Source organism: Thermoanaerobaculum aquaticum, assembly GCF_000687145.1.
Lineage (GTDB): Bacteria > Acidobacteriota > Thermoanaerobaculia > Thermoanaerobaculales > Thermoanaerobaculaceae > Thermoanaerobaculum > Thermoanaerobaculum aquaticum.
The window spans coordinates 139,729-164,105 of the sequence record NZ_JMFG01000002.1 but is presented as its reverse complement, the minus strand read 5'-3'; the positions used below and the strand labels follow the sequence as shown (position 1 = coordinate 164,105).

The 24,377-nt window shown below is 63.3% G+C and carries 24 protein-coding genes, 5 tRNA genes and 1 other RNA gene; 13 read left to right on the top strand and 17 right to left on the bottom strand.

Annotation, left to right across the window (positions count from 1 at the left end; genetic code table 11):
• Positions 1–10 precede the first annotated feature (10 nt).
• From EG19_RS00980 to EG19_RS00925, 10 genes are all read right to left on the bottom strand, one after another.
• Positions 11–595, bottom strand: a complete 585-nt coding sequence (locus tag EG19_RS00980; protein WP_038046375.1) for a GTP-binding protein — start codon at positions 593–595, stop codon at positions 11–13.
• Positions 592–1,080 carry a roadblock/LC7 domain-containing protein gene (locus tag EG19_RS00975; protein ID WP_038046520.1) on the bottom strand — a complete coding sequence of 163 codons (489 nt, stop codon included), beginning with the start codon at positions 1,078–1,080 and terminating at the stop codon, positions 592–594. The genes EG19_RS00980 and EG19_RS00975 overlap by 4 nt, the downstream gene beginning before the upstream one ends.
• A 55-nt stretch (positions 1,081–1,135) precedes the next feature.
• A complete protein-coding gene (gene recR, locus EG19_RS00970; RefSeq protein WP_152543839.1) occupies positions 1,136–1,726 on the bottom strand; it encodes a recombination mediator RecR in 591 nt (196 codons plus the stop codon).
• Positions 1,727–1,732: 6 nt separating this feature from the next.
• Positions 1,733–2,023: a YbaB/EbfC family nucleoid-associated protein gene (locus EG19_RS00965; RefSeq protein ID WP_038046373.1), complete on the bottom strand. Its 291-nt coding sequence runs from the start codon at positions 2,021–2,023 to the stop codon at positions 1,733–1,735.
• Positions 2,020–3,537, bottom strand: coding sequence for a DNA polymerase III subunit gamma/tau (dnaX, locus tag EG19_RS00960; protein WP_053334716.1), 1,518 nt, complete (start codon positions 3,535–3,537; stop codon positions 2,020–2,022). The genes EG19_RS00965 and dnaX overlap by 4 nt, the downstream gene beginning before the upstream one ends.
• A 41-nt stretch (positions 3,538–3,578) precedes the next feature.
• An RNA gene (gene ffs, locus EG19_RS13015) (signal recognition particle sRNA small type) lies at positions 3,579–3,677 on the bottom strand.
• 344 nt (positions 3,678–4,021) lie between these two features.
• A tRNA-Ser gene (locus EG19_RS00955) sits at positions 4,022–4,111 on the bottom strand.
• A gap of 44 nt (positions 4,112–4,155) precedes the next feature.
• Positions 4,156–4,247, bottom strand: a tRNA-Ser gene (locus EG19_RS00950).
• Positions 4,248–4,276: 29 nt separating this feature from the next.
• Complete coding sequence (tadA, locus tag EG19_RS00945) at positions 4,277–4,771, bottom strand: tRNA adenosine(34) deaminase TadA (RefSeq protein ID WP_235208678.1); 495 nt, start codon at positions 4,769–4,771, stop codon at positions 4,277–4,279.
• Positions 4,772–6,185: 1,414 nt separating this feature from the next.
• A tRNA-Arg gene (locus tag EG19_RS00925) sits at positions 6,186–6,262 on the bottom strand.
• A 168-nt stretch (positions 6,263–6,430) separates the two neighbouring features.
• Here EG19_RS00925 and EG19_RS00920 point away from each other — a divergent pair.
• From EG19_RS00920 to EG19_RS00900, 5 genes are all read left to right on the top strand, one after another.
• On the top strand, positions 6,431–7,342 hold the full coding sequence (locus EG19_RS00920; RefSeq protein ID WP_038046366.1) for an ABC transporter ATP-binding protein: 912 nt from the start codon (positions 6,431–6,433) through the stop codon (positions 7,340–7,342).
• Positions 7,326–8,615 (top strand): ABC transporter permease, encoded by a 1,290-nt coding sequence (locus tag EG19_RS00915; protein ID WP_038046364.1) that lies wholly within the window; start codon positions 7,326–7,328, stop codon positions 8,613–8,615. The genes EG19_RS00920 and EG19_RS00915 overlap by 17 nt, the downstream gene beginning before the upstream one ends.
• A 63-nt stretch (positions 8,616–8,678) precedes the next feature.
• A tRNA-Glu gene (locus tag EG19_RS00910) sits at positions 8,679–8,753 on the top strand.
• A gap of 7 nt (positions 8,754–8,760) precedes the next feature.
• Complete coding sequence (gene truA / locus EG19_RS13010) at positions 8,761–9,546, top strand: tRNA pseudouridine(38-40) synthase TruA (RefSeq protein WP_038046512.1); 786 nt, start codon at positions 8,761–8,763, stop codon at positions 9,544–9,546.
• Positions 9,547–9,583: 37 nt separating this feature from the next.
• A complete protein-coding gene (locus tag EG19_RS00900; protein ID WP_038046360.1) occupies positions 9,584–10,666 on the top strand; it encodes a M29 family metallopeptidase in 1,083 nt (360 codons plus the stop codon).
• On the opposite strand, the gene EG19_RS00895 is transcribed toward EG19_RS00900, so the two are convergent.
• Entirely contained in the window at positions 10,651–12,135 is a 1,485-nt protein-coding gene (locus EG19_RS00895) for an amino acid permease (RefSeq protein ID WP_038046511.1), read from the bottom strand. The two genes, EG19_RS00900 and EG19_RS00895, sit on opposite strands and share 16 nt — an antisense overlap.
• A gap of 111 nt (positions 12,136–12,246) precedes the next feature.
• On the opposite strand from EG19_RS00895, the gene EG19_RS00890 reads away from it, so the two are divergent.
• Positions 12,247–13,839, top strand: a complete 1,593-nt coding sequence (locus EG19_RS00890) for a sodium-dependent transporter (protein WP_038046359.1) — start codon at positions 12,247–12,249, stop codon at positions 13,837–13,839.
• The gene (locus EG19_RS13875; protein WP_200867090.1) at positions 13,836–13,985 is read left to right on the top strand and encodes a hypothetical protein; all 150 of its coding nucleotides are present in this window, start codon (positions 13,836–13,838) and stop codon (positions 13,983–13,985) included. Before EG19_RS00890 ends, EG19_RS13875 begins: the two co-directional genes overlap by 4 nt.
• Positions 13,986–14,039: 54 nt before the next feature.
• On the opposite strand, the gene EG19_RS00885 is transcribed toward EG19_RS13875, so the two are convergent.
• From EG19_RS00885 to mtnA, 5 genes are read right to left on the bottom strand one after another with little or no spacing between them, the layout of a single operon-like run.
• A complete protein-coding gene (locus tag EG19_RS00885; protein WP_038046358.1) occupies positions 14,040–14,405 on the bottom strand; it encodes a hypothetical protein in 366 nt (121 codons plus the stop codon).
• Between the two features lie 21 nt (positions 14,406–14,426).
• Positions 14,427–15,122, bottom strand: a complete 696-nt coding sequence (gene lepB / locus EG19_RS00880) for a signal peptidase I (RefSeq protein WP_038046356.1) — start codon at positions 15,120–15,122, stop codon at positions 14,427–14,429.
• 43 nt (positions 15,123–15,165) lie between these two features.
• Positions 15,166–16,962: a translation elongation factor 4 gene (gene lepA, locus EG19_RS00875; RefSeq protein WP_038046354.1), complete on the bottom strand. Its 1,797-nt coding sequence runs from the start codon at positions 16,960–16,962 to the stop codon at positions 15,166–15,168.
• A gap of 33 nt (positions 16,963–16,995) precedes the next feature.
• Positions 16,996–18,087, bottom strand: a complete 1,092-nt coding sequence (tsaD, locus tag EG19_RS00870; RefSeq protein ID WP_053334715.1) for a tRNA (adenosine(37)-N6)-threonylcarbamoyltransferase complex transferase subunit TsaD — start codon at positions 18,085–18,087, stop codon at positions 16,996–16,998.
• A complete protein-coding gene (gene mtnA, locus EG19_RS00865) occupies positions 18,084–19,109 on the bottom strand; it encodes an S-methyl-5-thioribose-1-phosphate isomerase (protein ID WP_038046509.1) in 1,026 nt (341 codons plus the stop codon). The genes tsaD and mtnA overlap by 4 nt, the downstream gene beginning before the upstream one ends.
• Positions 19,110–19,173: 64 nt before the next feature.
• Here mtnA and gap point away from each other — a divergent pair, with 64 nt between their 5' ends.
• From gap to EG19_RS00835, 6 genes are all read left to right on the top strand, one after another.
• Entirely contained in the window at positions 19,174–20,175 is a 1,002-nt protein-coding gene (gene gap / locus EG19_RS00860; RefSeq protein WP_038046508.1) for a type I glyceraldehyde-3-phosphate dehydrogenase, read from the top strand.
• Positions 20,176–20,177: 2 nt separating this feature from the next.
• Positions 20,178–21,350, top strand: a complete 1,173-nt coding sequence (locus EG19_RS13965) for a phosphoglycerate kinase (RefSeq protein WP_038046352.1) — start codon at positions 20,178–20,180, stop codon at positions 21,348–21,350.
• Between the two features lies 1 nt (position 21,351).
• On the top strand, positions 21,352–22,089 hold the full coding sequence (gene tpiA / locus EG19_RS13960; protein WP_235208676.1) for a triose-phosphate isomerase: 738 nt from the start codon (positions 21,352–21,354) through the stop codon (positions 22,087–22,089).
• 4 nt (positions 22,090–22,093) lie between these two features.
• Positions 22,094–22,414, top strand: a complete 321-nt coding sequence (gene secG, locus EG19_RS00845; protein ID WP_038046348.1) for a preprotein translocase subunit SecG — start codon at positions 22,094–22,096, stop codon at positions 22,412–22,414.
• A gap of 16 nt (positions 22,415–22,430) precedes the next feature.
• A tRNA-Leu gene (locus EG19_RS00840) sits at positions 22,431–22,515 on the top strand.
• Between the two features lie 162 nt (positions 22,516–22,677).
• Entirely contained in the window at positions 22,678–23,862 is a 1,185-nt protein-coding gene (locus EG19_RS00835; protein WP_038046346.1) for a hypothetical protein, read from the top strand.
• 46 nt (positions 23,863–23,908) lie between these two features.
• Here the strand turns inward: EG19_RS00835 and EG19_RS00830 are convergent, their stop codons facing one another.
• Positions 23,909–24,367, bottom strand: a complete 459-nt coding sequence (locus EG19_RS00830; protein WP_038046344.1) for an RDD family protein — start codon at positions 24,365–24,367, stop codon at positions 23,909–23,911.
• Positions 24,368–24,377: the final 10 nt, after the last annotated feature.

Below are 24,377 nucleotides of genomic sequence, written 5' to 3'. Positions count from 1 at the left end.
AGGACAGCTCTTACTTCTTGGAAAGCTCCTGAAGCACCAGCTTGGCCACCGCTTTCAGGGTCTCGAAGACGCCGGTCCCTTGGGTGGCCACCGCCTCAAAGGTGGGTTCGCCCTTGACGTTCAACAGGCGGTACATCTCGTCGTAAGGCACCGCTGAAGGCAAATCGCGCTTGTTGAACTGCAAAACGTAAGGGATGGTCATGAGGTCGAAGCCGTTCTCCCGCAAATTCACCTTGAGGTTTTCCAGGGATTCCAGGTTGGCGTCCATGCGGGCCTCTTGCGAGTCGGCCACGAACACCACCCCGTCCACACCCTTGAGGATGAGCTTCCGGGAGGCATCGTAAAACACCTGACCGGGCACCGTGTACAGGTGAAAGCGCGTACGGAAGCCCCGTACCGTCCCCAAATCCAAGGGGAGAAAATCAAAAAACAACGTACGATCGGTTTCGGTGGCCAGGGAAATGAGCTGCCCTTTGGCCTGGGGGTTGGTCTTTTCGTAAATGTACTGCAAGTTGGTGGTCTTGCCGCCCAGACCTGGCCCGTAGTACACGATCTTGCAGTTAATTTCCCGGGAAGCGTAGTTGATGAAGCTCATTCGGAGAACAGGTTGTCAATGTCTTCGTCGGTAATTTCGGCAAAGGGAGAAACCGGCGCCTGCCCTTGCTGCGCCGCTTTGTTAGCCATGGCGTTGAGCACTTCCTCCAGCTCTTGCGCCGCTTTCCGCACCCGCAGCCGCACCAAACCCAGCGACGACCGCTCGTCAAAGATCACCACCAGGATCAAGCGCTGCGCCACGATGGAGATGTGGATGTTGTCCCGCTCCCCCTCGTGAAACAGGATGGAAAACTCCTTCTCGCCAATGAGCCTCGCCAAGCCATCGGTAGCCGCCACGTTGCCGGCGGTGAGCGAAGCCAACGACGTGGTGTCCACCTTTTCCAGATCGCCCTTAGCGGCAATTTGCTGGCCGTTCTTGTCAACCAAGAAAACGATCTTGGCGTTAGCGTCTACCCATAGCCGCGAGAGGATGCTGTTAATCCGCTCGAACTCCTCCTCGTACATCACCAAATTGGGCCCCAGCATGCTCATTACCTCTGCCCTCCGCGCCGCCAGTTGCAGTATACCCCGACACCAAGCCTCATTCCATCCCCCGGCGCGCCACCAGGGCACGAGCCAAGGTGACGGTATCAGCGTACGAGATTTCCCCTCCCGCTGGCAAGCCAAAGGCAATGCGGGAGGTTTTCACGCCTTTGGGCCGCAAAAGCTGCACCAAAAAATGAGCGGTGGCTTCCCCTTCCACCGTGAGGTTGGTGGCCAGGATGACCTCCTGCACACCCCCGGCAGCCACCCGGTCCACAAGCTTTGCCACCGTGAGCTCTTCGGGGCCAATGCCCCGCAGAGGGTCAAGGGTTCCCAGAAGCACGTGGTACAACCCTTTAAACTCGCCGGTGGCTTCGATGGCCCAGGCGTTCACCGGTTCTTCCACCACGCAAATCACCGTGCGATCCCGCCCGGGATCGTCGCACACCGGGCAGCTGCCCTCGGCCAAAAGGAAGCAGGTGGAGCAAAAGCCCACGCGCTCATGGGCTTGCACCAGCGTTTGGGAAAGCCTTAAGGCTTCCTCCCGCTCTTTGAGCAGGTACTGGGCCATGCGCACCGCCGAGCGCGGACCTACCCCGGGGAGCTTTTGCAGTTCCTCCATCAAGGCCCGCACGCTGGGTGGACGCAAATCCACCTAAAAAAGCCCTCCCGGCAAACCCATGCTGGCCAGCAAGCCCTTGGCCTTAGCGTCGGCCTCCCGTGCCGCTTCCTCCCAGGCCACCTTCACCATTTCCGCCAAGAGCTCGGCGTCGGCCTCGGTCAAAGCGCTGGGCTCAAAGCTCACGCCTTTGAGCTCTTTGAGGCCGTTGAGCCTCACCACCACCAAACCGCCTCCCGCCCGCCCCTCCACTTCCAGCTGGGAGAGCTGCTGCTGCAGGGATTCCTGGGCCTTTTGCGCTTGCCTTAAGAGCTCTTGAATCTTCACGACTGTTCCTCCACCTTGGTGATCTTGCCGCCAAAAACCTCAAGCACCGCCTGCACCCGGGGATCGGCAGCCACCTTTTGCTCCAGCGACGGCTCGGCCTCGGTGACCACCAACCGCACCTTCTGGGCCAGGTCCAGCTCCCGGGCCAGGCTTTCCAGGCTGGCAAGCGCCTCCTGCAGCGCCTTGGCGGTGGCGTTGGGCCCCCCCGAGCGCAGGCGAATCAACAGCTCCCCCTCCCCCAGCGAAAGCTCGCAGAAGCTCCGCAACCTGGCAGCCAGCGCCACCCCCAGCTTGTGACCCACCTGGTCCAAAAACCCCTCCAGAGGTGAAGCCCCCAGGGGCAACGACCCTTCGGAAAAACCGGCCGGACTTGCACTTGGGGCCACCGCTTGGTTTCCGGCCAAGAGCGCCTCCACGCGCACCAGCCGCGGCCAAAGCGCCAGCTTGCCCACGGCCACCATCACCCCTAACCCGGGGCTTGGAGCCGCGCTCACCAGCTCCCGCCCGGAAATGGCCAGGCTCAGGATCCGCAGCAGGGAGGCAAGCCCCACCTGAGCGGCGGAATCAGCCAAAGCCTCACGAAAAGGCGGCGGGTAGGGCAGCGGGGCTTCGCGGTTGGCCGCCACCAGCACCAAGCTGCGCAACAGCTCCAAAAGCTCCTGGTACAGCAAAAGGGGGTCGCCCCCCTGGGCCTCCCGCTGGGCCACCAGCTCCAGCGCTCGCCCCGGGTTGCCGGAAGCCAGCGCCTGCCAGAGCTCCACCAGGAACTCCAGGGGGGGCAAACCCAGGACCTGACTCACCGCCGCAGCATCCACGGCGGCTTCGCCCACAAAGGAACGCACTTGGTCCAGGATCGAAAGGCCATCCCGCAGGCTGCCCTGGGCGGCGCGGGCAATGAGGTGCGCGGCGGCGTCCTCGAGGGCGAACTTCTCCCGCGCGGCCACTTCCTTCAGCCTTTGGGCGATGGTTTCCGTGGGCAACGGGCGGAAGTCCAACTGCTGGCAGCGGGAAAGGATCGTGGGGGGGAACTTGTGCTTTTCTGTGGAGGCCAAAATGAACACCACGTGGGGCGGCGGCTCCTCCAGGATCTTGAGCAAGGCGTTAAAGGCCTCACCGGTGAGCTGGTGGGCCTCGTCCAAGATAAAAACCCGGTAGCGATCGCGCACCGGCAGGATTCGCGCCACCTCCCGCAGCTCCCGCACGTTATCAATGCCGCGGTTGGAAGCGGCATCAATTTCCAGCACGTCCATGGAGGTGCCTTCGGCAATTTCCCGGCACGGCACGCACTGGCCACAGGGGTCCGGGGTGGGACCGCGCTCGCAGTTAAGGGCCTTGGCGAGAATCCTGGCCGCCGTGGTCTTCCCCACACCCCGCAGGCCCGAAAACACGTAGGCATGGGAAACCTTGCCGGTGGCCAGGGCGTTGCGCAGGGTGCGCACCACCGTTTCCTGACCCACCAAATCCTCAAAGGTTTGCGGTCGGTAGCGACGGGCCAGAACCTGATAGGCGCTCACCAGCGGCCCCTCTGGCTCTTTTCGGCAATCGCGAGCACGGAGGAACCCGGGGGGACCGCGGCGCCCGGTGGCCTTCCCTTATCGCTGCTCCCTTCCGGGCCTGACGAGGTTCGGGAAACACCGTCGCGCGGGACCCGAGTTCCTCCCTGCCCACGACACCCTTTTTGTTTCAACCGTGAAACGTCCCACCCACTCTGGCGGAACCCTCTGGCAGCACCGCGGGTCTCACCCGCCCCCTCCGCCAGAAGGCTCAAGCAAAAACTCGAGGCAAAGAAAAAACTGGCGGAGAGGGCGGGATGGCGGGAACGCCGCTCTGCCACGCCCCCCTTCGCCTGCACTCTCAAACCACGCTCCGCTGCCCTGCAGCCCGCGTCGCGCCCCACACCCCAACCACCCGCGCGGTCGAACCCTCTGGCAGCACCGCGGGTCTCACCCGCCCCCTCCGCCAGAAGGCTCAAGCAAAAACTCGAGGCAAAGAAAAAACTGGCGGAGAGGGCGGGATTCGAACCCGCGGTACGGTTGCCCGTACACACGCTTTCCAAGCGTGCTCCTTCAGCCACTCGGACACCTCTCCGCACGTTGCCTTCAACCACACACGGTCCTTTCAAACACCATCCCTGGCGGAGAGGGTGGGATTCGAACCCACGGTCCCCCGGCAGGGGGACAACGGTTTTCGAGACCGTCCCGTTCGACCGCTCCGGCACCTCTCCCGCCGTCGCCCCATGGGCGAGGGTAAAGTCTAGCGCCTACTCCGCTGGTTTGCAAAGAACCGGGAGAGCAAAGCCGAGGCCTCATCGGCCAAAAGCCCCGCCCGCCAGGCAACCTTGTGGTTGAGACGGGGGTCCTCCAAAAGGTTGGCCAGTGAACCCACAAAGCCTAGCTTGGGGTCGGGAGCTCCGTAAACCACCTGCGCCAGGCGCGCCAGCACGCACGCCGCCGCGCACATGGGGCAGGGCTCCACCGTGACGTACAAACGGCAACCCAAAAGCCGCCAGGAGCCAAGCCGTCGCGCCGCCTCCCGCAGGGCCAAAAGCTCCGCGTGGGCGGTGGGGTCCTGGTCCCGCTCCCGGCGGTTCCCCGCCGCGGCTACAACGTTCCCCGTGGCATCCACCACCACCGCCCCAATGGGCACATCGCCGCCCGCCGCCGCTTCCTCCGCTTGGGCTAATGCCTGGCGCATAAAAGAGCGGTCATCTTCGCTGAACACCCACTGGGGCGTCGTTTCCGCCGGCACCGCTCCATTGTAGGGCCTGCTAGCATGAGACATGCTTGGGCGGCCGCGACCCGCACTGTGGGGCATGGGTTTCGGGGCTCTGTACCTCCTGACCGCAGCCCGCACCCCGCAATGGGCTGACGCCAGCAAGCTCACGCTTTACGCCCTTCATGGCTACTTCCCCTCCTTGAACCCCGGCGACCACCCGGGCTGGACGGTTTTGGCCTGGCTCTGGCTGCAGCTGGTGCCACAAGACCCCATCCTCGCCTGCCACTGGTTTTCGGCCCTGGCCGGAGCGCTGTCGGTGGCTTTCCTGGTCAAGCTCCTGCTGCTGCAGGAAAAACCCCCGCAGGTGGTGCGGGGGGCTGCTGTGGTTTGGGGCGTGGCCCACAGCCTCTGGTGGGCCGCCGCTTCCACCGAAACCTACACCCTGGCTTCGGCATTGACGCTTGCTTGCCTGGTGGCCGGGCACAAAAAAAAGGGGTTCCTTGCCGGCCTCTTGGCTGGGTGGGCAGCGGCCACCCACGGTCTAACGCTGTTTCTCACGGCACCGGCGTTGGCGACCCGTACCGGTTTGGGCCAGCGGGCCACGGGTTTTATCGTGGGCTCAAGCCCCGTGTGGCTTGGGCTTTTCTTTAACCCCGGAAGGGATCCCCTCACCGGTCACAGCTCCGCAGGGCTTCCCAGCCTGGCCTGGCACGTGGCGAGCTTTCTTTCGCCTTCCCGCTTTCTCTTGGGGTTGGCCCTTCTGGTGGCCCTCTTGCTTTGGAACTTGGGGCCCTTGGGCCTCTGGGCCTGGTGGCAGGCTTCCCCCGGCAGGCGTCCCGCCCTCTGGCGTCTGGCCGTGCTGGCGCTTTTCCTTGCCCTTTACGCCCCTTTCCGCCTCCACCTCATGGTGGGTTTCCTGCTGCTGGGCCTGCTTCTGTGGCGCCCCCCGTCCCTGACAAAAGCAGCAGCAGGGCTTCAACTGCTCACGCAAATGGCGCTCTACCTGGGCGTTCCTTGGGCTCTGACCCACTGGAACCTGGCCGGCCTTTACCTGCGGCCGCTGCCCTACCGCAACAACGCGACTTATTTTTTAAACCCGGTCAAGGCCAGCGATCGGAGTGCCCACCATTACGCCCTGGAGCTTTTTTCCACCGCTCCGCCCAACGCCGTGATCCTGGCCGATTTCAACCCCGGCGCGGTGTTGAAGCTGATGCAAGAAACCCGGAAGCTTCGCCCCGATATCACCGTGGAGCCCACCGTGGTGGACAACTGCGTGCGCAGTGCCAAGCCCGCCCAATGCCTCGCCCAACGCATCAAGGAAGTCCTTGAGCAGGGCCGCCCGGTGCTGCTGGCCGATGCCTACGAGCCTTACTACCGGCTCTCCGAGCTCGGGGATTTGGGCCTTGCTGTGTCCGTGGAGAAAAGCGGCCGACCGCCGAAAATCAGGTGGCGCGCCGACAGGGACTCGAACCCCGAACCTTCTGATCCGTAGTCAGATGCTCTATCCAATTGAGCTATCGGCGCGCCTGCGCCAGAAGGATTATAGCTCAAGGGATGACGCCCAAGGCAAGGGGCCGGGCTACCCGGGCTCGGTTAGGCCACGAAGGCTCCAGAAACGCTAGTTTTGGCCAGTCCCCACGTGCGAGAACCCTGGGGTAAGCGGTATCGTATAGTGCCCAGGAGGCCTCGCGAATGGCTCAGTTGCAGCTGGACAAGGTAAGCAAAGCGTTCGGAGCGGTGCAGGCGGTTCGGGAGCTGTCGTTTTTGGTGCCCCAGGGCAGCATTTACGGGCTTTTGGGCCCAAACGGCGCGGGGAAGACCACCACCATCCGCATGATCATGCGCATCGTGCTGCCCGACGCCGGCACCATCCTCCTGGACGGGGAAGCGGTGGACGACCTCAAGCGGGAGCGCATTGGCTACCTCCCGGAGGAACGCGGGCTTTACCGCAAGATGCAGGTGCTGGAGCACCTGGCGTTTTTGGGCGAGGTGCGCGGGCTATCCCGGGACGAAGCCCGAAAGCGGGCCAGGAACTGGCTTGAGCGCCTGGGCCTTGCCGATAAAGCCAGCGCCAAAGTGGAGGCGCTTTCCAAAGGCATGCAGCAAAAGGTGCAGTTCGCCGCAGCGGTGATTCACGATCCCCCTCTGGTAATTCTCGACGAGCCCTTTACCGGCCTGGACCCCATTGCCACCCGGCAGTTCAAAGACGAAATCCTGCAGATGGCCAAAGGCGGTGTTACCGTGCTGTTTTCCACCCACGTGCTCCCCCAGGCCGAGGAGCTGTGTACCCACTATTGCTTGATCAACCGGGGGCGGGCGTTGTTTGCCGGGACAGCGGAGGAAGTTCGCAAGCGCTACGCCAAGCCCCAGCTGAAGCTGGCCACCGCCGATGGTGCCCCACCCCCGGAAAACCTGCCCGGCGTCAATCAAGTGGAAAAACGCAACGGGTTTTACCTTCTGCATCTGGACGGTACGCTGCAAGCCCCGCAGGTGGTGCGGGAGGTGGCCAACCGCTGCCAGGTAGCAGCAGTGGAGCACTACCAGCCAACCCTTGAGGAGATCTTCCTGCGAGCCGTGGAGGAGGACCATGTTTCGGTGGCGTAAGGCGTTGATCGTGGCCCGCCGGGAGTACCTGGTGCGGGTTAAAACCAAGGCGTTTTGGATTTCCACCCTGGCGGTTCCGGCGTTGCTCTTGGCCTTCAGCCTGGGTCCGGCTTTTCTTTTGACCCGGTCTTCGGGCACCTACCACGTGGGGGTCCTCACCGCCGACCAGGACCTCTTCCACCGCATCGAGAAGGCCCTGGCCGACCGTCCCCACCGGGAGGGAGCCGGCAAGCTGGTGGTGACCGTGGAGCGCATCGAGCCGCAGCCCGATCGCGAGGGGCAAAGGGAAAAGCTCAAGGCGGCGGTGCTGGACAAGCGCTTCGCAGCCGTGGTGGTGGTCCCTGATGCACTTCCCACCGGCGCTGAAGAAGTCAAGGTGGAGTACCTCTCCACCAACGTTTCCGCCATTCAGCTCCTGGTCACGGTGGAACGGGCCTTAGCCCAAGCGGTTCGGGAGAAAAAGCTCACCCAGGCGGGTGTGGCCCCGGAGGTGGCCAAGATCGCCCTTGCTGGCGTTGACCTGCTGCCCGTGAAGGTGAGCAAGGGCGGGGAGGAAAGCCGGGAAAGCGTGGCTTCTGCCTTTGCGGTGGGTTACGTGCTGGTGTTTGTGATGTTTTTTACCGCCGTGATGTACGGGATGATCGTCATGCGGGGGGTGCTGGAGGAAAAAAGCTCCCGCATCGTGGAGGTCATCGTTGCCAACCTCTCGCCGTTGGAGCTCATGTTCGGGAAGATCTTCGGGGTTGGCTTCGTAGGACTTACCCAGTACGCCCTGTGGTTGCTGTTGGCCGCTAACGTCATGGGCTTTTCTGCTGCCAGCGGAGTGGCGGGAGCCGCCAGCATCCTCACAAATCCGGTGCTCATGCTTTCGTTTGTGGCCTTTTTCGTGTTGGGCTACTTCCTCTACGGGTCGCTGTACGCCGCCCTCGGTGCGGCTTTTAACAGCGAAGAGGAAGCCCAGCAGGTGCAAAACGCCGCCGGATGGGTGATGGGCGTGCCCTTCTTGTTCATGGTGCCCATCATGAACAACCCGGATTCCCCAATTTCCGTGGTGGTGTCGCTGGTTCCCTTTTTTGCCCCGATGCTGTTCTTCCTCCGTATGGTGCTGCAGTTCCCGCCCACCTGGCAGGTGATCCTGTGCTTTGCGCTTTTGGTGGCCACCACTGCCGTAGTGGTGCGTTTGGCCGCTGCCGTGTACCGGGTGGGGATCCTCAGCTACGGCGCCCGGCCCACGGCTAAGCAGCTTTGGCGCTGGGCCTGGGGTAAAAGCTAACAGCGGGAACGCCGGCGGGGTTTACAGCTGCGCGCTTTTCTGCTAGGGTTTCTGCTTGCGGCGGGCCCGTTCGTCTAGAGGTTAGGACGCCGGCCTCTCACGCCGGAAACAGGGGTTCGATTCCCCTACGGGCCGCCAACACTTCATGCCCACCTACCGGCTCCTGGTTGAGTACGACGGCACAAAGTTTGCGGGTTGGCAGCTCCTCCCCCAAGGGCGCACGGTGCAGGGGGTGCTTTTGGACGCCCTGCGGGAGATCACCGGCGAGGAGGAACTTGCCCTTTACGGGGCAGGTCGCACCGATGCCGGCGTCCACGCTTTAGGGCAGGTAGCCTCCTTCCGCACCCGCAAGACCCTTTCGGTGGCCAAGGTCCTCCGGCAGTTGGAGGCGATGCTGCCCGCCGACGTGGCGGTGCGCGATTTGCGGTTGGCTGCCCCTAGCTTCCACGCCCGCCACGATGCCACCGGAAGGGCTTACCGCTATCAGCTGGCGTTAAGGCGTTCGGCCTTTGGCAAGCGCACCACCTGGTGGGTGGGGAGGCCGCTGGATGTGGAGGCCATGGCCAGAGCTGGCCAGTCTTTCGTGGGAAGGCACGATTTTGCTGCCTTCACCAGGAGGAGCAAGGAGCAAAAAAGCACCCTCGTGGAGGTGGAAGAGGTGCTGGTGGTGCCCAAGGGTCCGGTGGTGCTCATCCGGGTGATTGCCAGCCACTTCCTGTGGAACCAAATGCGCCGCATGGTGGCGGTGTTGGTGAGCGTGGGTCGTGGGGAGCTGCCCCCCGAGGCCATCCCCGAGCTGTTGGCTGGGCAAAAGCCCCTGCCACCCCTGGCGGCCCCCGCGGCGGGTCTCTTCCTGGAGGCGGTGCGTTACCCTGGGGAGCCGTTCGTGCTTCCCCCGCTTGAGCCGGTGGGGGTGCCAGCTTGGGAGTAAACCAGAGCCCTGGTAACCTTGGCCAGGAGGCAAAGCCATGGCCTTCGACCTTGTCAAGCTTTTAAGAGACGTTTTTGCACCCGAACGCGGTGAGGTGGTCACCGTGGCCTGCGATGTGCCCCGCAAGCCGGAGGAGGACCACCCCTCCTGGGCCGACCGCCGGGCCTGGGCCGAGGAGTGGCGCCAAGCTTTCCTCCAGCTCGGGGCACAGCTGGGGTTTGCCACCAACCCGCTGCTTGCCTTCCCCGCCACCGGGGCCAACGGGGCCCCGCTGCCGGAGCTTGGCCAAATGGGGGACAAGCCCGTCAAGCTGGAGGAGGTTCTCCTGGGTTCTACCCTGGCGGTGTTCCTCACCGAGTACTCGGCCACCGCCCCTCTTGACGCTTTCACCAAGAAAAAGCAGGACTTCCGGGCTGCCTCACTGCCCGGGGTAGAGCGGCGCATGGTGCACACGGCGCTGGCCGCTGACTACCGGGAGGTGGCCCGGCGTTGCAGGCTGCTTTTTGAGGCAATGTGCGGGGCGTCTGGCCTCGAAGTGGTGTTTTCCACTGGACATTCTTGCTTTTTCGATTTGCGCTTCCGAAAACCAGAGGTGGATGACGGGTTTTTGCCGCGGAACAAAGAAGGCGACCGCATTATCAACCTCCCCTCGGGGGAAACCTTTATCGTGCCTTACGAAGGCGAAAAGCCAGGCCAGCCCTCGCAAACGGAAGGGGAAATCCCCTGGGCGGAAGCGGGGGAGCTGGTGGTTTTCGTGGTGAAGGGCAACCGCATTGTCGAGGTGCGCGGCGAGGGATCCGTGGCTTCCCGCTTTCGCCAGGTTTTTGCCGCCGATCCCGCCCGCACCAACGTGGCCGAGGTGGCCTTTGGCTGCAACCCCAATGCAGCGGTGACGGGCAACGTGCTGGAGGACGAAAAAGCCGGCTTCCACTGGGCCTACGGGCGATCCGACCACCTGGGGGGCAGCGTGGGTGTGGCGGCCTTCCTTTCCCCGCAAACCGTGGTCCATCAGGACCTGGTGTACGCCCAGGGCAACCCCGTCACCGTGGCCGAAGCGCACGTCCTGCGCGGCAGCGAACGCCTCCTCGTCATGCGCAACGGCAACTACACGCTATTTTGAGAGCTGCTGTTGGCCTTCCGCAGCTGGGAAAAACGGCGCCCGTACACCACGTAAACCACCAGCCCCAAAGCCAGCCAGGCTAAAAACCGCAGCCAGGTAATGCGGGGCAAACCCAGGGCCAGGCCAAGACAGGCCACCACCGACAGCAAGGGCAGCCACGGAGAAAGGGGCACCCGGAAGGGACGGGGGGCTTGCGGGTTGGTGAAGCGCAGCACAATGACCCCAGCGGAAACCAAAGCAAAAGCGAAGAGCGTGCCGATGTTGGTGAGGTCCACCATTTCCTCAATGTTGGCAAAGCCGGCAAAGCCCGCCACCACCACGCCGGTAAGGATGGTGGTGACATACGGGGTGCGGTACTTGGGATGCACCCGGGCAAAGGCCTGCGGGAGCAAGCCATCCCGGGCCATGGCGTAAAAGATGCGGGGCTGCCCCAGCTGGAACACCAAAAGCACTGCGGTGTGGGCCGCCACCGAACCTACGGCCACGAGCCCGGCTGCCCATCCCAAGTTGTAGCGGTTCATGGCCACGGTGAGGGGCTCAGCGGTGGCCAGCTCCGTCCACGGCACCATGCCGGTAACCACCGCCGCCACCGCCACGTAAATGAGCGTGGAAATAACAAGCGAGCCGATGATCCCCCGGGGTAAGTCGCGGGCGGGGTTGCGGCACTCCTCGGCGGCCGTGGAAACCGCGTCAAAACCGATGTAAGCAAAAAACACGATGGCTGCCCCCGCCCACACCCCATGCCAGCCGTTGGGCAGGAACGGTTTGTAGTTTTCCGGCTGCACGTAAAAAAGCCCCACCACCACGAAAAAGGCCAACACCGCCAGCTTGATGAGCACCATCACCGCGTTGGTGCGGCTGGACTCGCGGATCCCCCGCACCAAAACCCAGGTGAGCAGCAGCACGATGCCCATGGCCGGCAGGTTCACCACGATGGGGATCCCCAAAACCCTGGGAGCGGCGGCCAGGATTTCCGGAGAGGCTAGAGCCGTGCGCAAATCGGTGGAAGCCCAAGCGGGGACGGTGATGCCAAGCCCCCGCAAAAGTTCGCAAAAATACCCCGACCAGGAAATGGCCACCGCCACGTTTCCCACGGCGTACTCGATGATGAGGTCCCAGCCAATGATCCAGGCGAAGATCTCCCCCAGCGTGGCGTAGGCGTAGGTGTAGGCGGAGCCGGCAATGGGCACCATGGCCGCCATTTCCGCGTAGCACAACGCCGCCAGGCCGCACACAGCAGCGGTCAGCACAAAGGAGAGGATGATCCCAGGGCCCGCCCCCGGCCGGGCAGCATCGCCGGCGGCGGCGGTGCCCACGGTGGCGAAGATGCCAGCACCAATGATGGCGCCGATACCGAGCCCAATGAGGTCCCACACCGACAGCACGCGTTTGAGCTGCGAGGTACTGTACTCAGCCTGCAACTCCGACAGCGGTTTCGTGGCAAACAGGGCCTTCCACGCTCCGAACATGGCCCTGAAGGGTACCCGCTTCACCGCCACGACACAAGCCGCTCGCCCTGCGTTTGACAAGCGTGGGGGCGCTCCATAAGCTTTCGGTGTTTTGGGCGCTTGGGGGGACATATGAGCCAAAGCAGGGAGAACTGGGGATCGCGCATTGGCCTGATCCTGGCCATGGCCGGTAACGCCGTAGGCCTGGGCAACTTCCTCCGCTTCCCACGGCAGGCCGCCCTCAACGGCGGCGGCGCCTTCATGATTCCGTACTTTGTGGCGCTCCTGCTTTTGGGCATCCCGCTCATGTGGGTGGAATGGGCCATCGGCCGCTTTGGGGGAGCCCACGGTCACGGCACAACGCCTGGCATGTTTGCCCGCATGTGGCGTCACCCGCTGGCCAAGTACCTGGGCGCTTTGGGCATCGCCATCCCCCTTTCGTTCGTGATGTACTACACCTACGTGGAGGGCTGGACCCTCGCCTACGCTTGTTTTTCAGCGATCAAGCACTACTGGGGCGTGGACACCTTTGCGGAAATGAGCCGCTTCCTTGCGGAGTTTCAGGGCAAAGCGGACCTTTCCCAGGGCGCTCAGTACTTTTCCGGCATTGGCGTGGCCTTGCTCTTTTACTGCGTGACCTTGGGCCTTAACCTTTTCGTGCTCTCCCACGGCGTGGCCAAAGGCATCGAGCGCTTGGCCAAGATTGCCCTGCCCGCGCTTTTCCTCTTTGCCCTGGTGTTGGTGATCCGGGTCATTACCTTGGGAACGCCTGATCCCAGCCATCCCGAAAACTCGGTGGCTGCCGGTTTTGCCTACATTTGGAACCCGGACTTTTCCATGCTGAAAAACCCCACGGTTTGGCTAGCGGCAGCCGGGCAAATCTTCTTTACGCTTTCCATTGGCACCGGCTCCATCCAAACCTACGCTTCCTACGTGAAACGCAACGATGACATTGCCCTCACCGGGCTTTCAACGTCCGCCACCAACGAGTTTGCCGAGGTCATCCTCGGCGGCTCCATTGCCATCCCCGTGGCCGTGGCCTTTTTCGGTTTGGCGGAAACCCAGCAAATTGCCCGGGAGGGCTCCTTCGATTTGGGGTTCCAGGCCATGCCCATCATTTTCCAAAAAATGGGAGCGCTTGGTCCGCTTTACGGAACATTGTGGTTTGCTTTGCTTTTCTTTGCCGGAATTACCTCGTCGGTGGCCCTGGCCCAGCCGGTCATGGCGTTTATGCAGGATGAGTTTCGCTGGTCGAGGAAAAAGGCCATGTTTTTCACCGGCTCGCTGATGGCCATTGGTGGTTTGGCTTGTGTGTTTTTCCTCAAGCACGGTTTTTTGGACGAAATGGACTTCTGGGCCGGAACCTTTGGCTTGGTCATTTTTGCCTTAATTGAGGTGTTGATTTTTGCGTGGGCCTTTGGCATTGACAACGGGTGGAAGGAAATCACCCGTGGAGCTGACATTAAGGTACCGCGGGCGTTCAAGTTCATCATCAAGTACGTAACCCCGGTGTACCTGCTGCTCATGCTTATTGCCTGGACCTGGCAGGATGCCGTGCCCATTTTGCTTTTTGCCAAGCAGCCGGCGCAAGATGCCCCCTATCCCCCCGAAGATATCCCCTACGTGTTAGCGGCAAGGCTGTTGATGCTGGGAACCTTTGTGCTGTTTGCGGTGTTGGTGGGTGTGATTTGGCGGCGGCGCCACCGTCAGGAGGGATTGGTATGACGCTCACGTGGGCTGGATGGCTGTTTTTGATTTCGGCCTGGGGCTTTATTGCTGGCCTCACCGGTTACTGCATGTGGAAAGTGCTGGTAACCACCGAAAAGAAGAAGCGCCGGCCCGACGAAGAGCCGGTGGTAATTACGCCGTAGCGTTGTAAGGCGGCAAAGCCCCCGTTCGCGCCTGAAGCCCAGGCGCGAAGGCCGTTAGAACAGCGGTCTTTCGATGTGCTCTTCCACTTTCCAGTCGTACTTGTAAAGCGGGATATTGAGGGGCACCGTGAAGTTGTAATCCACGTAACAGGTACCCATGTCCCGGCGAACGCGGATGGCCTCCTTGTTCAGCGGCAAGCGAAGCGACCGGGCTTTGTTGAAGATTTGGTCCACGATGTACTCATCGGTGTGCTGGGGAAGCGAGGCCTGCTCCGCTTGCGTTTCCGCAAACCGCTTCAGCTCCATGACCTTGGTTTTCACCGGAATGACCCGGATTCCGGTCACGATGGCAAAGGCCATGATGGCCACTCCAAAAAGGCAACCAACCATGCCCCGACCTGCCTGCGAGCGCAACCGCATAGTGACCTCCTGAACCCAATTCTAGCGGATGAGCATGAAGGTGCGCTCCCAGCGGGTGCGGGTGAAGAAATGCACCACCACGTTGGCGAGGTTGCGAAGCCCTTCGCCAAAGCTTCCGGACACCACCTGATGGGGTTCAGCCGCGTAGGACCAGTAAATCATGAACGCCCGACCCTTGAAGTAGCTGCGGGGCACCGAGCCCCAAAAGCGAGAGTCGTAGGAGTTATCCCGGTTGTCCCCCATGCAAAAGACGTGACCCTGCGGAACCTCGTAGGGGCCGTAAAAGTCACGGAACCGGCGGTCGTCGGGGAGGTAGGGAGAGGGGGGCAAAATGGCGGGGTCTTTGAAAACCGCCCGGGGGTTGTTTTCCGGCTGGCCGTTGATGTAGAGCCTTTTGGCGCGGATTTCCACCCGATCACCACCCACGGCCACCGCCCTCTTGATGAAGTCCCGCTGGGGATCCTGGGGGAACTTGAAGACCACCACGTCCCCCCGTTGCACGTCCCGGTAAGGGAGCAAGCGGTGCAAAGGGGTGTCCCAGTGCGGCGCGTAAATGAACTTGTTGACGAACAGGTGGTCGCCAATGAGCAGGTTGTCCTCCATGGATCCGGAGGGGATCTTGAAGGCCTGCACCACAAAGGTGCGGGCAAAAAGCGTAAAGGCCACCGCCACCAGGATGGCCTCGTAGTACTCGCGGAAAACCCCGTGTTTCTTCACCCTTGCGCCTCCGCCCTTGCGGGCAAGGTATGGTAGCAGAGCTTCAGGACTCCACTTTGAGAACCGCCAGAAACGCTTCCTGGGGGATGTCCACCCGGCCCAGGCGCTTCATGCGCTTTTTGCCTTCCTTTTGGCGCTCCAGGAGCTTGCGCTTGCGGGTGATGTCGCCACCGTAGCACTTGGCCAGCACGTTCTTGCGCAAGGGCTTTACCACCTCCCGGGCAATCACCCGCGAGCCAATGGCCGCTTGGATCACCACCTCGAAGAGCTGGCGGGGGATCATTTCCTTAAGCTTTTCCGCCAGCGCCCTGCCCTTTTGGTACGCCTGCGACCGGTGCACGATGGTGGCCAGGGCGTCCACCGGCTCTCCGTTCACTAGGATGTCCAGCTTAACCAAATCCCCCTGACGGTAGCCGGCCAGCTGGTAGTCGAAGGACGCGTAACCCCGGGAGCAGGACTTGAGCTTGTCGTAAAAGTCCAAAACCACCTCGGCCAGCGGCAGACGGTATTCCACCAGCACCCGCCCTCCACCCAAAAACTCCAGCTTCACCTGCTCCCCCCGGCGTTCCTCGCAGAGCTTGAGGATGGCGCCCAGATGGGCCTCGGGGGTGAAGATCGTGGCCAGGATGATGGGTTCCTCGATGGCCTCGATGTTCCCCGGAGGTGGCAGTTGTGCCGGGTTTTCCACCTCCACCACTTCGCCGGCGGTGGTGAGCACGCGGTAGGCCACGTTGGGGGCGGTGGTGATGAGCTCCACCCCAAACTCCCGCTCCAGGCGTTCCTGCACGATTTCCATGTGCAGAAGGCCCAAAAAACCGCAGCGGAAGCCAAAACCTAGCGCCTGGGAGTTGTCCGGGGTGAAGGTGAAGGCAGCATCGTTGAGGGAGAGCTTTTCCAGGGCGTCCCGCAGCAACGGGTAGTCCCCGGAGTCCACGGGGTAAAGCCCCGCAAACACCATGGGCTTGATCTCCCGAAAACCGGGAAGGGCCGGGGCAGGGTTTGCGGCATCCAAAACCGTATCCCCCACCCGGACTTGCCGCAGCTCCTTCAGCCCGGCAAAGAGGTAGCCCACCTCGCCGGTGGCCAGGGTCTCTTTGGGCACCGGGCGGGGGGTGAGGATGCCCAAGCCTTCCACCTCGGCTTCCAGCCCCGAAGAGGCCAGGCGGATCTTTTGCCCCACCTTGAGCTCACCGTCCACCACACGCACCAGGCAGCGAACCCCGCGGTAGGGGTCGTAGGCGGCGTCAAAGATGAGGGCCCGCAGGGGCGCTTGGGGGTTGCCCCGGGGAGGGGGGATGCGGGACACGATGGCTTCCAGCACCGCGGGAACCCCGAGGCCCGTCTTTGCGGAAATGAGCAGCGCCTCGTCGGCTTCGATGCCAATCACCTGCTCGATTTGCTCCCGCACCCGCTCGGGTTCGGCTTGCGGCAGGTCCACCTTGTTGAGCACGGGAACAAGCTCCAGGCCCTGCTCGGCAGCCAGATAGGCGTTGGCCAGGGTTTGCGCTTCCACCCCTTGCGCCGCATCCACCACCAGCAAAGCCCCTTCGCACGCCGCCAGGGAGCGCGACACCTCGTAGGAAAAGTCCACGTGACCGGGGGTGTCAATGAGGTTGAGGGTGTAGGTTTTCCCGTCCTGGGCCCGGTAGCTCAAGGTGACGGTGTGGGCTTTGATGGTAATTCCCCGCTCCCGCTCCAGGTCCATGGAATCCAGCACCTGCTCCATCATCTCCCGCGCGGAAAGGGCGCCGGTGAGCTCTAAAAGCCTGTCCGCCAGCGTGGACTTCCCGTGGTCAATGTGGGCAATGATGCAAAAGTTGCGTATCAAATCCTGAGGCATGCTGCTGCTCCTTGTTCCCGAAAAAAGGGGTGTTTACACCGTCGCCAACGGCGGGAACACGCGCTTGCCGGTTCCCCGCTCACCGCTCCCTTTCCAGCTCACCCGGGCGTAGGGCTCCAAGCCCAAGGGATCCGCGAGAAGACCCGCGGCCGCCCGCAGCTGGCCGGCCCTGCCAATCATAGCGGCATTGTCGGTGGTGAGGGCCAGGGGTGGGATGCGGACGCGCACCCCGCTTGCCTCCCCCCACCGTTGCAGCTCGGAACGCAAAAGCCGGTTCGCCGCCACTCCCCCTGCCGCCGCCACCACCGGGGGCTGATAGCGCTGGCAGAAAACCTCCAGCGGGGCGAGAAGCCAGCTCACCACCGCGGCCCGGAAGGAAGCCAAAAGGTCCAGGGCTTCCCGGGGAGGGTTTTGGGGGTCCGAAAGGGGGGCAAGGCCCAGCTCCTGCGCCTTGCGGATCACGGCGCTTTTCAAGCCAGAAAAGGAAAAATCCAGCTCTCCGTGGGGATCCTTGATGCGGGGTGGGGAGAAGCGGAAGGCGGAAGGGTCGCCGTTTTCCGCTAAGCGGTCCACCACCGGCCCCCCCGGGTAACCCAAGCCCAAAGCTGCCGCCACCTTGTCAAAAACCTCCCCCGCCGCATCGTCCCGGGTACGGTTGAGGGGAACGCCTCTACCTTGGGAAAACAGGAAATAGCTGGAGTGCCCGCCGGAAACCACCAGCGTCAAAGCCCCGTCGGGTATGGCCTCGGCGGGCCGCCCTTCAAGGTTCATGAAGGGCGAAACCAAATGCCCCTCCAGGTGATCCACCGCAGAAAGCGGCAGGTTCCGGGCGTACGCAAAAGCGGAGGCGTAGCAGGTGCCCACCAGCAGGGAGCCAATGAGCCCCGGTCCTTGAGTCACCGCCACCAGCTCCAGATCCCCCAACAGCCCCTGCTGCTCCAGAGCGCCCATGAGCCGGGGGAGCACCTCCACGTGGTGGCGAGCAGCCAGCTCCGGTACCACACCCAGGTACGGGGCGTGCACCGCCACCTGGGAGGAAACCAGGTTGGCCAGCACCTCCCCCTGGGGGCCCAAAACCGCCACCGACGTTTCGTCGCAGGAGGTTTCGATGGCCAGCGTCTTCATGCCAGAACCCTCTGCAGGTTTTCGCCGGTAACCGGGGCAATGACCCCCCGCTCGCAAACGATGGCTGTGACCAGCTCGGGAGGTGTTACGTCAAAGGCGGGGTTGAACACCCCCACACCTTCCGCCGTCACCGCCCTTCCCGCACACTCCCTTACCTCTGCGGCAGGCCGGCTTTCAATGGGAATAGCCGCCCCTGAGGGACAGGCAAGATCAAAGGTGGTGGTGGGTGCCACCACCAGGAAGGGCACACGGTGGCGCTGGGCCAGCACCGCCAAGGGGTAGGTGCCCACCTTGTTGGCCACCGAACCATCGGCGGCAATGCGATCGGCCCCCACCACCACGGCGTGAACGGCACCGGAAGCCAGCAAGCTGCCCGCCGCCCCATCCGCCAGCAGCGTCACGGGCAGGCCATCTTGAACCGCTTCCCAGGCGGTCAAGCGTGCCCCCTGCAGTACCGGCCTGGCCTCGCACGCGTAAAGCCTGTGAAGGCGGCCGGAGGCGTGCAACGCCCGCACCACCCCCAGGGCCGTGCCCACCCCGCCGGTGGCTAAAGCGCCGGCGTTGCAGTGGGTCAGCACCGAAAGGGAAGGCCCCGAAAGAAAGGCCGCCCCAAGCTGAGCCATGCGCAGACAGGCCTCAGCATCGGCGCGATGGAGGGCTTCCGCGGCGGCGGCAAGCGCTTTTGCGCGCTCTGGCTCGGGGGTTTCCCGCGCCACTTGCAACAGCAACGACACCGCGTGGGGCAAGTTCACGGCGGTGGGTCGGGCCTGGGCTAAGGCTTGGCCCTGGGCTTCCAGGTAGGAAAGGTCGGGGTTTTTGTGCGCTTCCAGAGCCAAGGCGTAAGCGGCCACCAGCCCAATGACCGGTGCCCCCCGCACCGCCAAGCCGCGAATCAGCTCCACCGCCTGTTCCGCCGAGCTCACCTCCACCCAGCGCTCCTCCCAAGGGAGCAAACGCTGATCCAGGACGAAAAGCTTTCCGTCCCATCGCAAGGCCGCCACGCGGGTGGTGAGCGCACCCATGGCCGCCATGGTACCGTACCGGCCTGGGCTTTTGGGTACAATGCCGGCAGAAAGGGGGGAGCTCATGGCCCTAAAAGTGGCAATTAACGGTTTCGGCAGGATCGGACGGCTGATCTACCGGCAGGCTTTCCAGCTCCCGGAGCTGGAGTTTGTGGCCACTAACGACCTTACCGATGCCAAAACCCTGGCGCACCTTCTCAAGTACGATTCGGTGCACGGTACGTTCGCGAGCCAGGTGGAGGTGGATGGCGACTGCATCCTGGTGGATGGCAAACCCCTGCGGGTGCTGGCGCAACCGGATCCCAGCAAGCTCCCCTGGCAGGAGCTGGGGGTGGATCTGGTGCTGGAGGCTTCCGGCCGCTTCACCAAGGCCGAGCAAGCCCAGGCGCACCTGCAAGCGGGAGCGCGCTGGGTGCTGATTACCGCGCCGGCCAAAGGGGCGGATGTCACGCTGGTGTACGGCGTCAACCACCACCTCCTGGATCCTTCCCGCCACCGCATCGTTTCCAACGGCTCCTGCACCACCAACTGCCTTGCTCCGGTGGTGAAGGTGCTCCACGAGAGCTTCGGCATCGTCCACGGTTTGCTCAACACCGTGCACGCCATGACCAACGACCAACGCCTCTTGGATCTGCCCCACAGCGATTTACGCCGGGCGAGAGCCGCCGGGGTTTCCATGATCCCCACCTCCACCGGTGCCGCCCGGGCCATGGCCGAGGTTTTCCCCGAGCTCAAGGGCAAGCTGGACGGCCTGGCGGTGCGGGTCCCAACCCACGACGTTTCGCTGGTGGACTTCACGTTTTTGGCAGAAAAGCCGTTCACCCGCGAAGCCATGCTGGACGCCTTCCGGAAAGCTGCAGCGGGGCCGCTTTCGGGGGTGCTGGCGGTTTGTGAGGAGGAGCTGGTGTCCATTGACTTCCGGGGGAGCACGGTATCGGCCACCGTGGATGCCCCGGCCTGTCTCACCGTGGGTGACCGCATGGGCAAGGTCCTCGCCTGGTACGACAACGAGTGGGCCTACGCCGCCCGTTGCGTGGACGTGGCCAAGCTGTTCGCCCGGGGGTAACGATGCCCCGCACCATGGACGAGCTTGCGGTTTCCGGCCGCCGGGTGTTGTTGCGGCTGGATCTCAACGTGCCCCTCAAAGACGGCCAGGTGGCCGACGACACCCGCATCCGCGCCGCTGCCCCTACGGTGCGGGCGTTGGCGGAGCGCGGGGCGGTGGTGGTGGCCTGCTCCCATTTGGGTCGCCCCAAGGGCAAACCCGAGCCCAGGTACTCCCTGGCGCCGGTGGCCCCAGTTTTGGCCGAGCGGAGCGGCTGCCCGGTGCTTTTTGTGGAGGATGTGGTGGGGGAGAAGGCCAAGGCCGCGGTGGGGGAGGCCAAGCCCGGGCAGGTGGTGCTCTTGGAAAACCTGCGCTTTGACCCCCGGGAGGAAGCCAACGATCCGGAGTTTGCCAGGGCTTTAGCTTCGTTGGCGGACGTGTACGTCAACGACGCCTTTGGTGCCGCCCATCGCGCCCACGCCTCCACCGCCGGGGTAGCTCAGTTCTTTGCGGAAAAAGCCGCGGGGCCCTTGATGCTTGCCGAGCTTGCCGCGCTTTCAAAGGTGAAAGACAACCCCCAAAGGCCGCTGGTGGTGATAGCCGGAGGGGCCAAGATCTCCGGCAAGCTGGAAACCCTCCAGGCGCTTTCCCAAAAGGCCGACGTGCTGTGCTTGGTGGGCGGTTTGGCCAACACCTTCCTGCTGGCGCAAGGCGTGTCCGTGGGCCGCTCGCTGGTGGAGCCGGATCTTGTGGAGCTCGCCCGCCAAATTCTGGAGCAAGCCCACGCCCGGGGTACCCAGGTGGTGCTGCCGGTGGATGTGGTAGTGGCAGAAAACCTCGAGGCAGCAGAAGGGCAGGTGGTGCCCGTCAGTACGGTCCCGGCAAACGCCATGATTCTGGACGTGGGTCCGCAAACCGTAAAGCTCATTGCTTCCAAGGTTGGCAAGGGCACGGTCTTTTGGAACGGCCCGGCGGGGGTTTTCGAAAAGCCCGCTTTTGCCGCTGGCACCCTGGCCATTGCCCGGGCTTTAGGGGAAAGCCAGGCGTTTACCGTGGTGGGTGGCGGCGAAAGCGTGGAAGCGGTGCAGCTGGCCGGGGTAGCTGCGCGCATTTCCCACGTTTCCACCGGCGGCGGAGCGTCCCTGGAGTACTTGGCGGGGGCCACGCTCCCTGGCGTTGCCGCACTGGAGGCTTAAGGTGCTGTTGGCGGCCAACTGGAAGATGTACGGCTCACCCTCCCAGCTTGCGGCTTACTGCGAGGAGCTCCTCCCCCAGCTGGAGGGCTGCGCCCACCAGGTGGTTTTGTGCCCGCCGTTTCCGCTTTTGCCGCAAGCGGTGATGCTCTGCGCCGGTTCGGAGCTTGCGGTGGGGGCGCAAAACTGCCACTGGGCGCGGGAAGGGGCTTTTACCGGTGAGGTTTCCCCGAACCTTTTGGCGGAAATGGGGGTGAGCTGGGTCATCATCGCCCACTCCGAGCGGCGCAAGCTCTTTGGAGAAACCGACGACACCGCTCTGGCCCGGGCCAAGGCCGCCCAGGAAGCGGGGCTTTCGGTGATCTTTTGCGTGGGTGAAACGCTGGCCGAGCGGGAGGGTGGCGAAACGCTTTCGGTTTTGCAAAGGCAAACCGCGGTGCTGGCGGGCCTTGACCCCCAAAAGCTGGTGATTGCCTACGAACCGGTGTGGGCCATTGGCACCGGTCACAACGCCACCCCAGCCCAGGTGGCCGAAGCCCACGCTTTTATACATGAGCGTTTGCAGGAGCTCACGGGCCAAGCGGTGCCGGTGCTTTACGGGGGCAGCGTGAAGCCGCAAAACGCCGGGGAGCTCCTGGCCACCCCAGGGGTGGCCGGGGCGTTGGTGGGCGGCGCCAGCCTTGACGCCGGTTCCTTTTTCGCTATTATTCAAGCTGCCCCGGTGGCCGGGGCAAAGGGGTGAGCTTGTGTACACGCTGCTACTGATCCTTTACGTGGTGGTTTGTCTCTTTCTGATCCTTGTGGTGTTGCTGCAGCAGGGCAAGGGCTCCGATGTGGCGGCGGCCTTCGGTGGTGCCGGCTCGCAGGTAGCCTTTGGTCCCCGCGGCTCCACAACCCTCCTTCACAAGCTCACCACCGGGTCGTTTGTGCTTTTCGTGGCTTTGTGCATTGGCTTGGCGGTGCTTTCCGGGCAGCGAGGCCGGTCGGTGGTGAAGGAGCTTGCGGGCGGCAAGGCACCGGCCGCTCAAACCACCCCCGCCCCTGCAGCGCCCGAGCCGAGCAAGTAAGATGCCTGCCCAGCGTGCCGAAGTGGCGGAACTGGTAGACGCGCACGTTTGAGGGGCGTGTGGCGCAAGCCGTGCCGGTTCGAGTCCGGCCTTCGGCACCAACCCTCTTTCCTCACCCGCAAAAAAAACAAAGCCTTGCGTGCTTGGGTCTTGGCCATAGCCCTGGGGAAGCGGCGTGAGCTCTTGCAGCCGTGAGCCCCGTCACTTGCAGCCTGTCCACCTTCGCTCGTAATATGCGTCTGTTAGAAGAGACGGAGGCATCCATGGGAAAGCGAATCGTAGGGTTTTTTTTGGCGGTTGCAGCAGCGGCAGTGGCTTGGGGTGTGAGCCCTGGCACCGATGTTTGGATCCCCTCGGTGGGGCATGGCCCTGGGCAGTTTGGTTCCCAGTGGCGCACCGATGTGTGGATCTCTCTGCCCTTGGGAAGCGCCGCAGCTACTGTTGACATTTATTTCCTTCCCCGCTCGGAGCAAGGCAACAGCTGGCCACCGGAATCCCGGAGGATCACGGTGAATCCGGGAGAAACCCGGGAGTTCGTGGACATCATCAAGGAGCTTTTTGGGAAGGACAGCGCCTTTGGGGCCTTGCGGATCGTTGCCGACCGGGAAGTGCTGGTCACCTCCAGGATTTACTCCGCGGGCCTTACCATCGTCACCAACGAGGGCAACAAGACCGGCAGTACCGGTCAGTTCTTTGCCGGGTTGCCCAGCACCGCGGCTATTGGTGCCAACCAAACCACCGATCTTCCGGGTGCCGAAGAAAGCTCCAGCTTCCGCACCAACGTGGGTTGGGTGGAGGTCACCGGCAACGAGTGCTCGCTGCGGGTGGAGGTGGTGGACGGTAACGGCACCGTGCTCAACAGCAGGACGTACACCGTCAAGCCTTACGCGGTGGTGCAAAAGGGCAGCATCCTCAACGAGCTGGGTGGCGGCGGAAACAACCGCCGCTTGCGCTTTACCGTGGTTTCCGGCAGCGGCAGGGTGTTGGTTTTTGGCTCCCGCCTGGACAACGGCAGCAACGATCCCTCCACCATTGAAATGCGCACCCCAGCGCTTGTGGATCGCGGCCAAGGGCTTTTTGCTGGGGCTTTTCTGGAGACCGGAACGACTACCGGCGGATTAAGGTTTTCTTTGGTCTCCCAAGGGGTGAGCGGCTTTTACGCCAACGGCCTGGTGGATTGCGGCGGTGTTCCCTACACGCTGGACTTTGGGCCTAATACCACGGCAGTTGAGCTCGACAGCAACGGCGCCTTTTCTCTCGCTTTCACCCAAGACTACAACGACAACAGCACGAAGGTCCTCACGGTGGTGTGGTCGGTGACCGGCCAAGTGGCCAGCAACGGCACCGCCAGCGGTTTGGTGCAGGGAAACGTGACGTTCGCCGCTCCCGGTTGGACCAACTGCACCGGCCTGACCCAGGCTTGGCGAGCTGGTTGGGTTTCGCCGTAAAGGCGCGAGGGCAACGGAAAAAAAGCGGGCCAGCTGGCCCGCTTTTTTATTCCGCCACCTCGATGACCTTGGTCCCCGCCAGCTTGTCGCCCATGCGTCGGCCTTCGGCGTCGGTAAGGACCAGCACCAGCTCGATGATTCCAATCACCAGACCCACCAGCCCAAAAAGAATGGCCACGATCCAACCCAAGAAGGGGATAATCCAAAAGATCGTGCCAACGGCGCCCACCGCCAGCGGCAGGTTCCGCTTGGCCGAGGTCACGGGATCCATGGGCTGGCCATCCAACCGTACCGGCCGCAGCTTGATGAGCTTCTTGCCGATGGACCTCCGGTCCATGAAATCCAACTCCAAGCCATCGCGAAGCAAGATGTAAAGCCCACCGATGATCCCACCGACGATGGGGATGAAGCTCACACCGGCCGCCAGGATGCCGTCAATGATGGCGGCAATGAATCTTTTTCCCAAATCAGCCTTGCTGGGCGCAGTTTGCGGAACGCTCGCCATATTCCCTCCT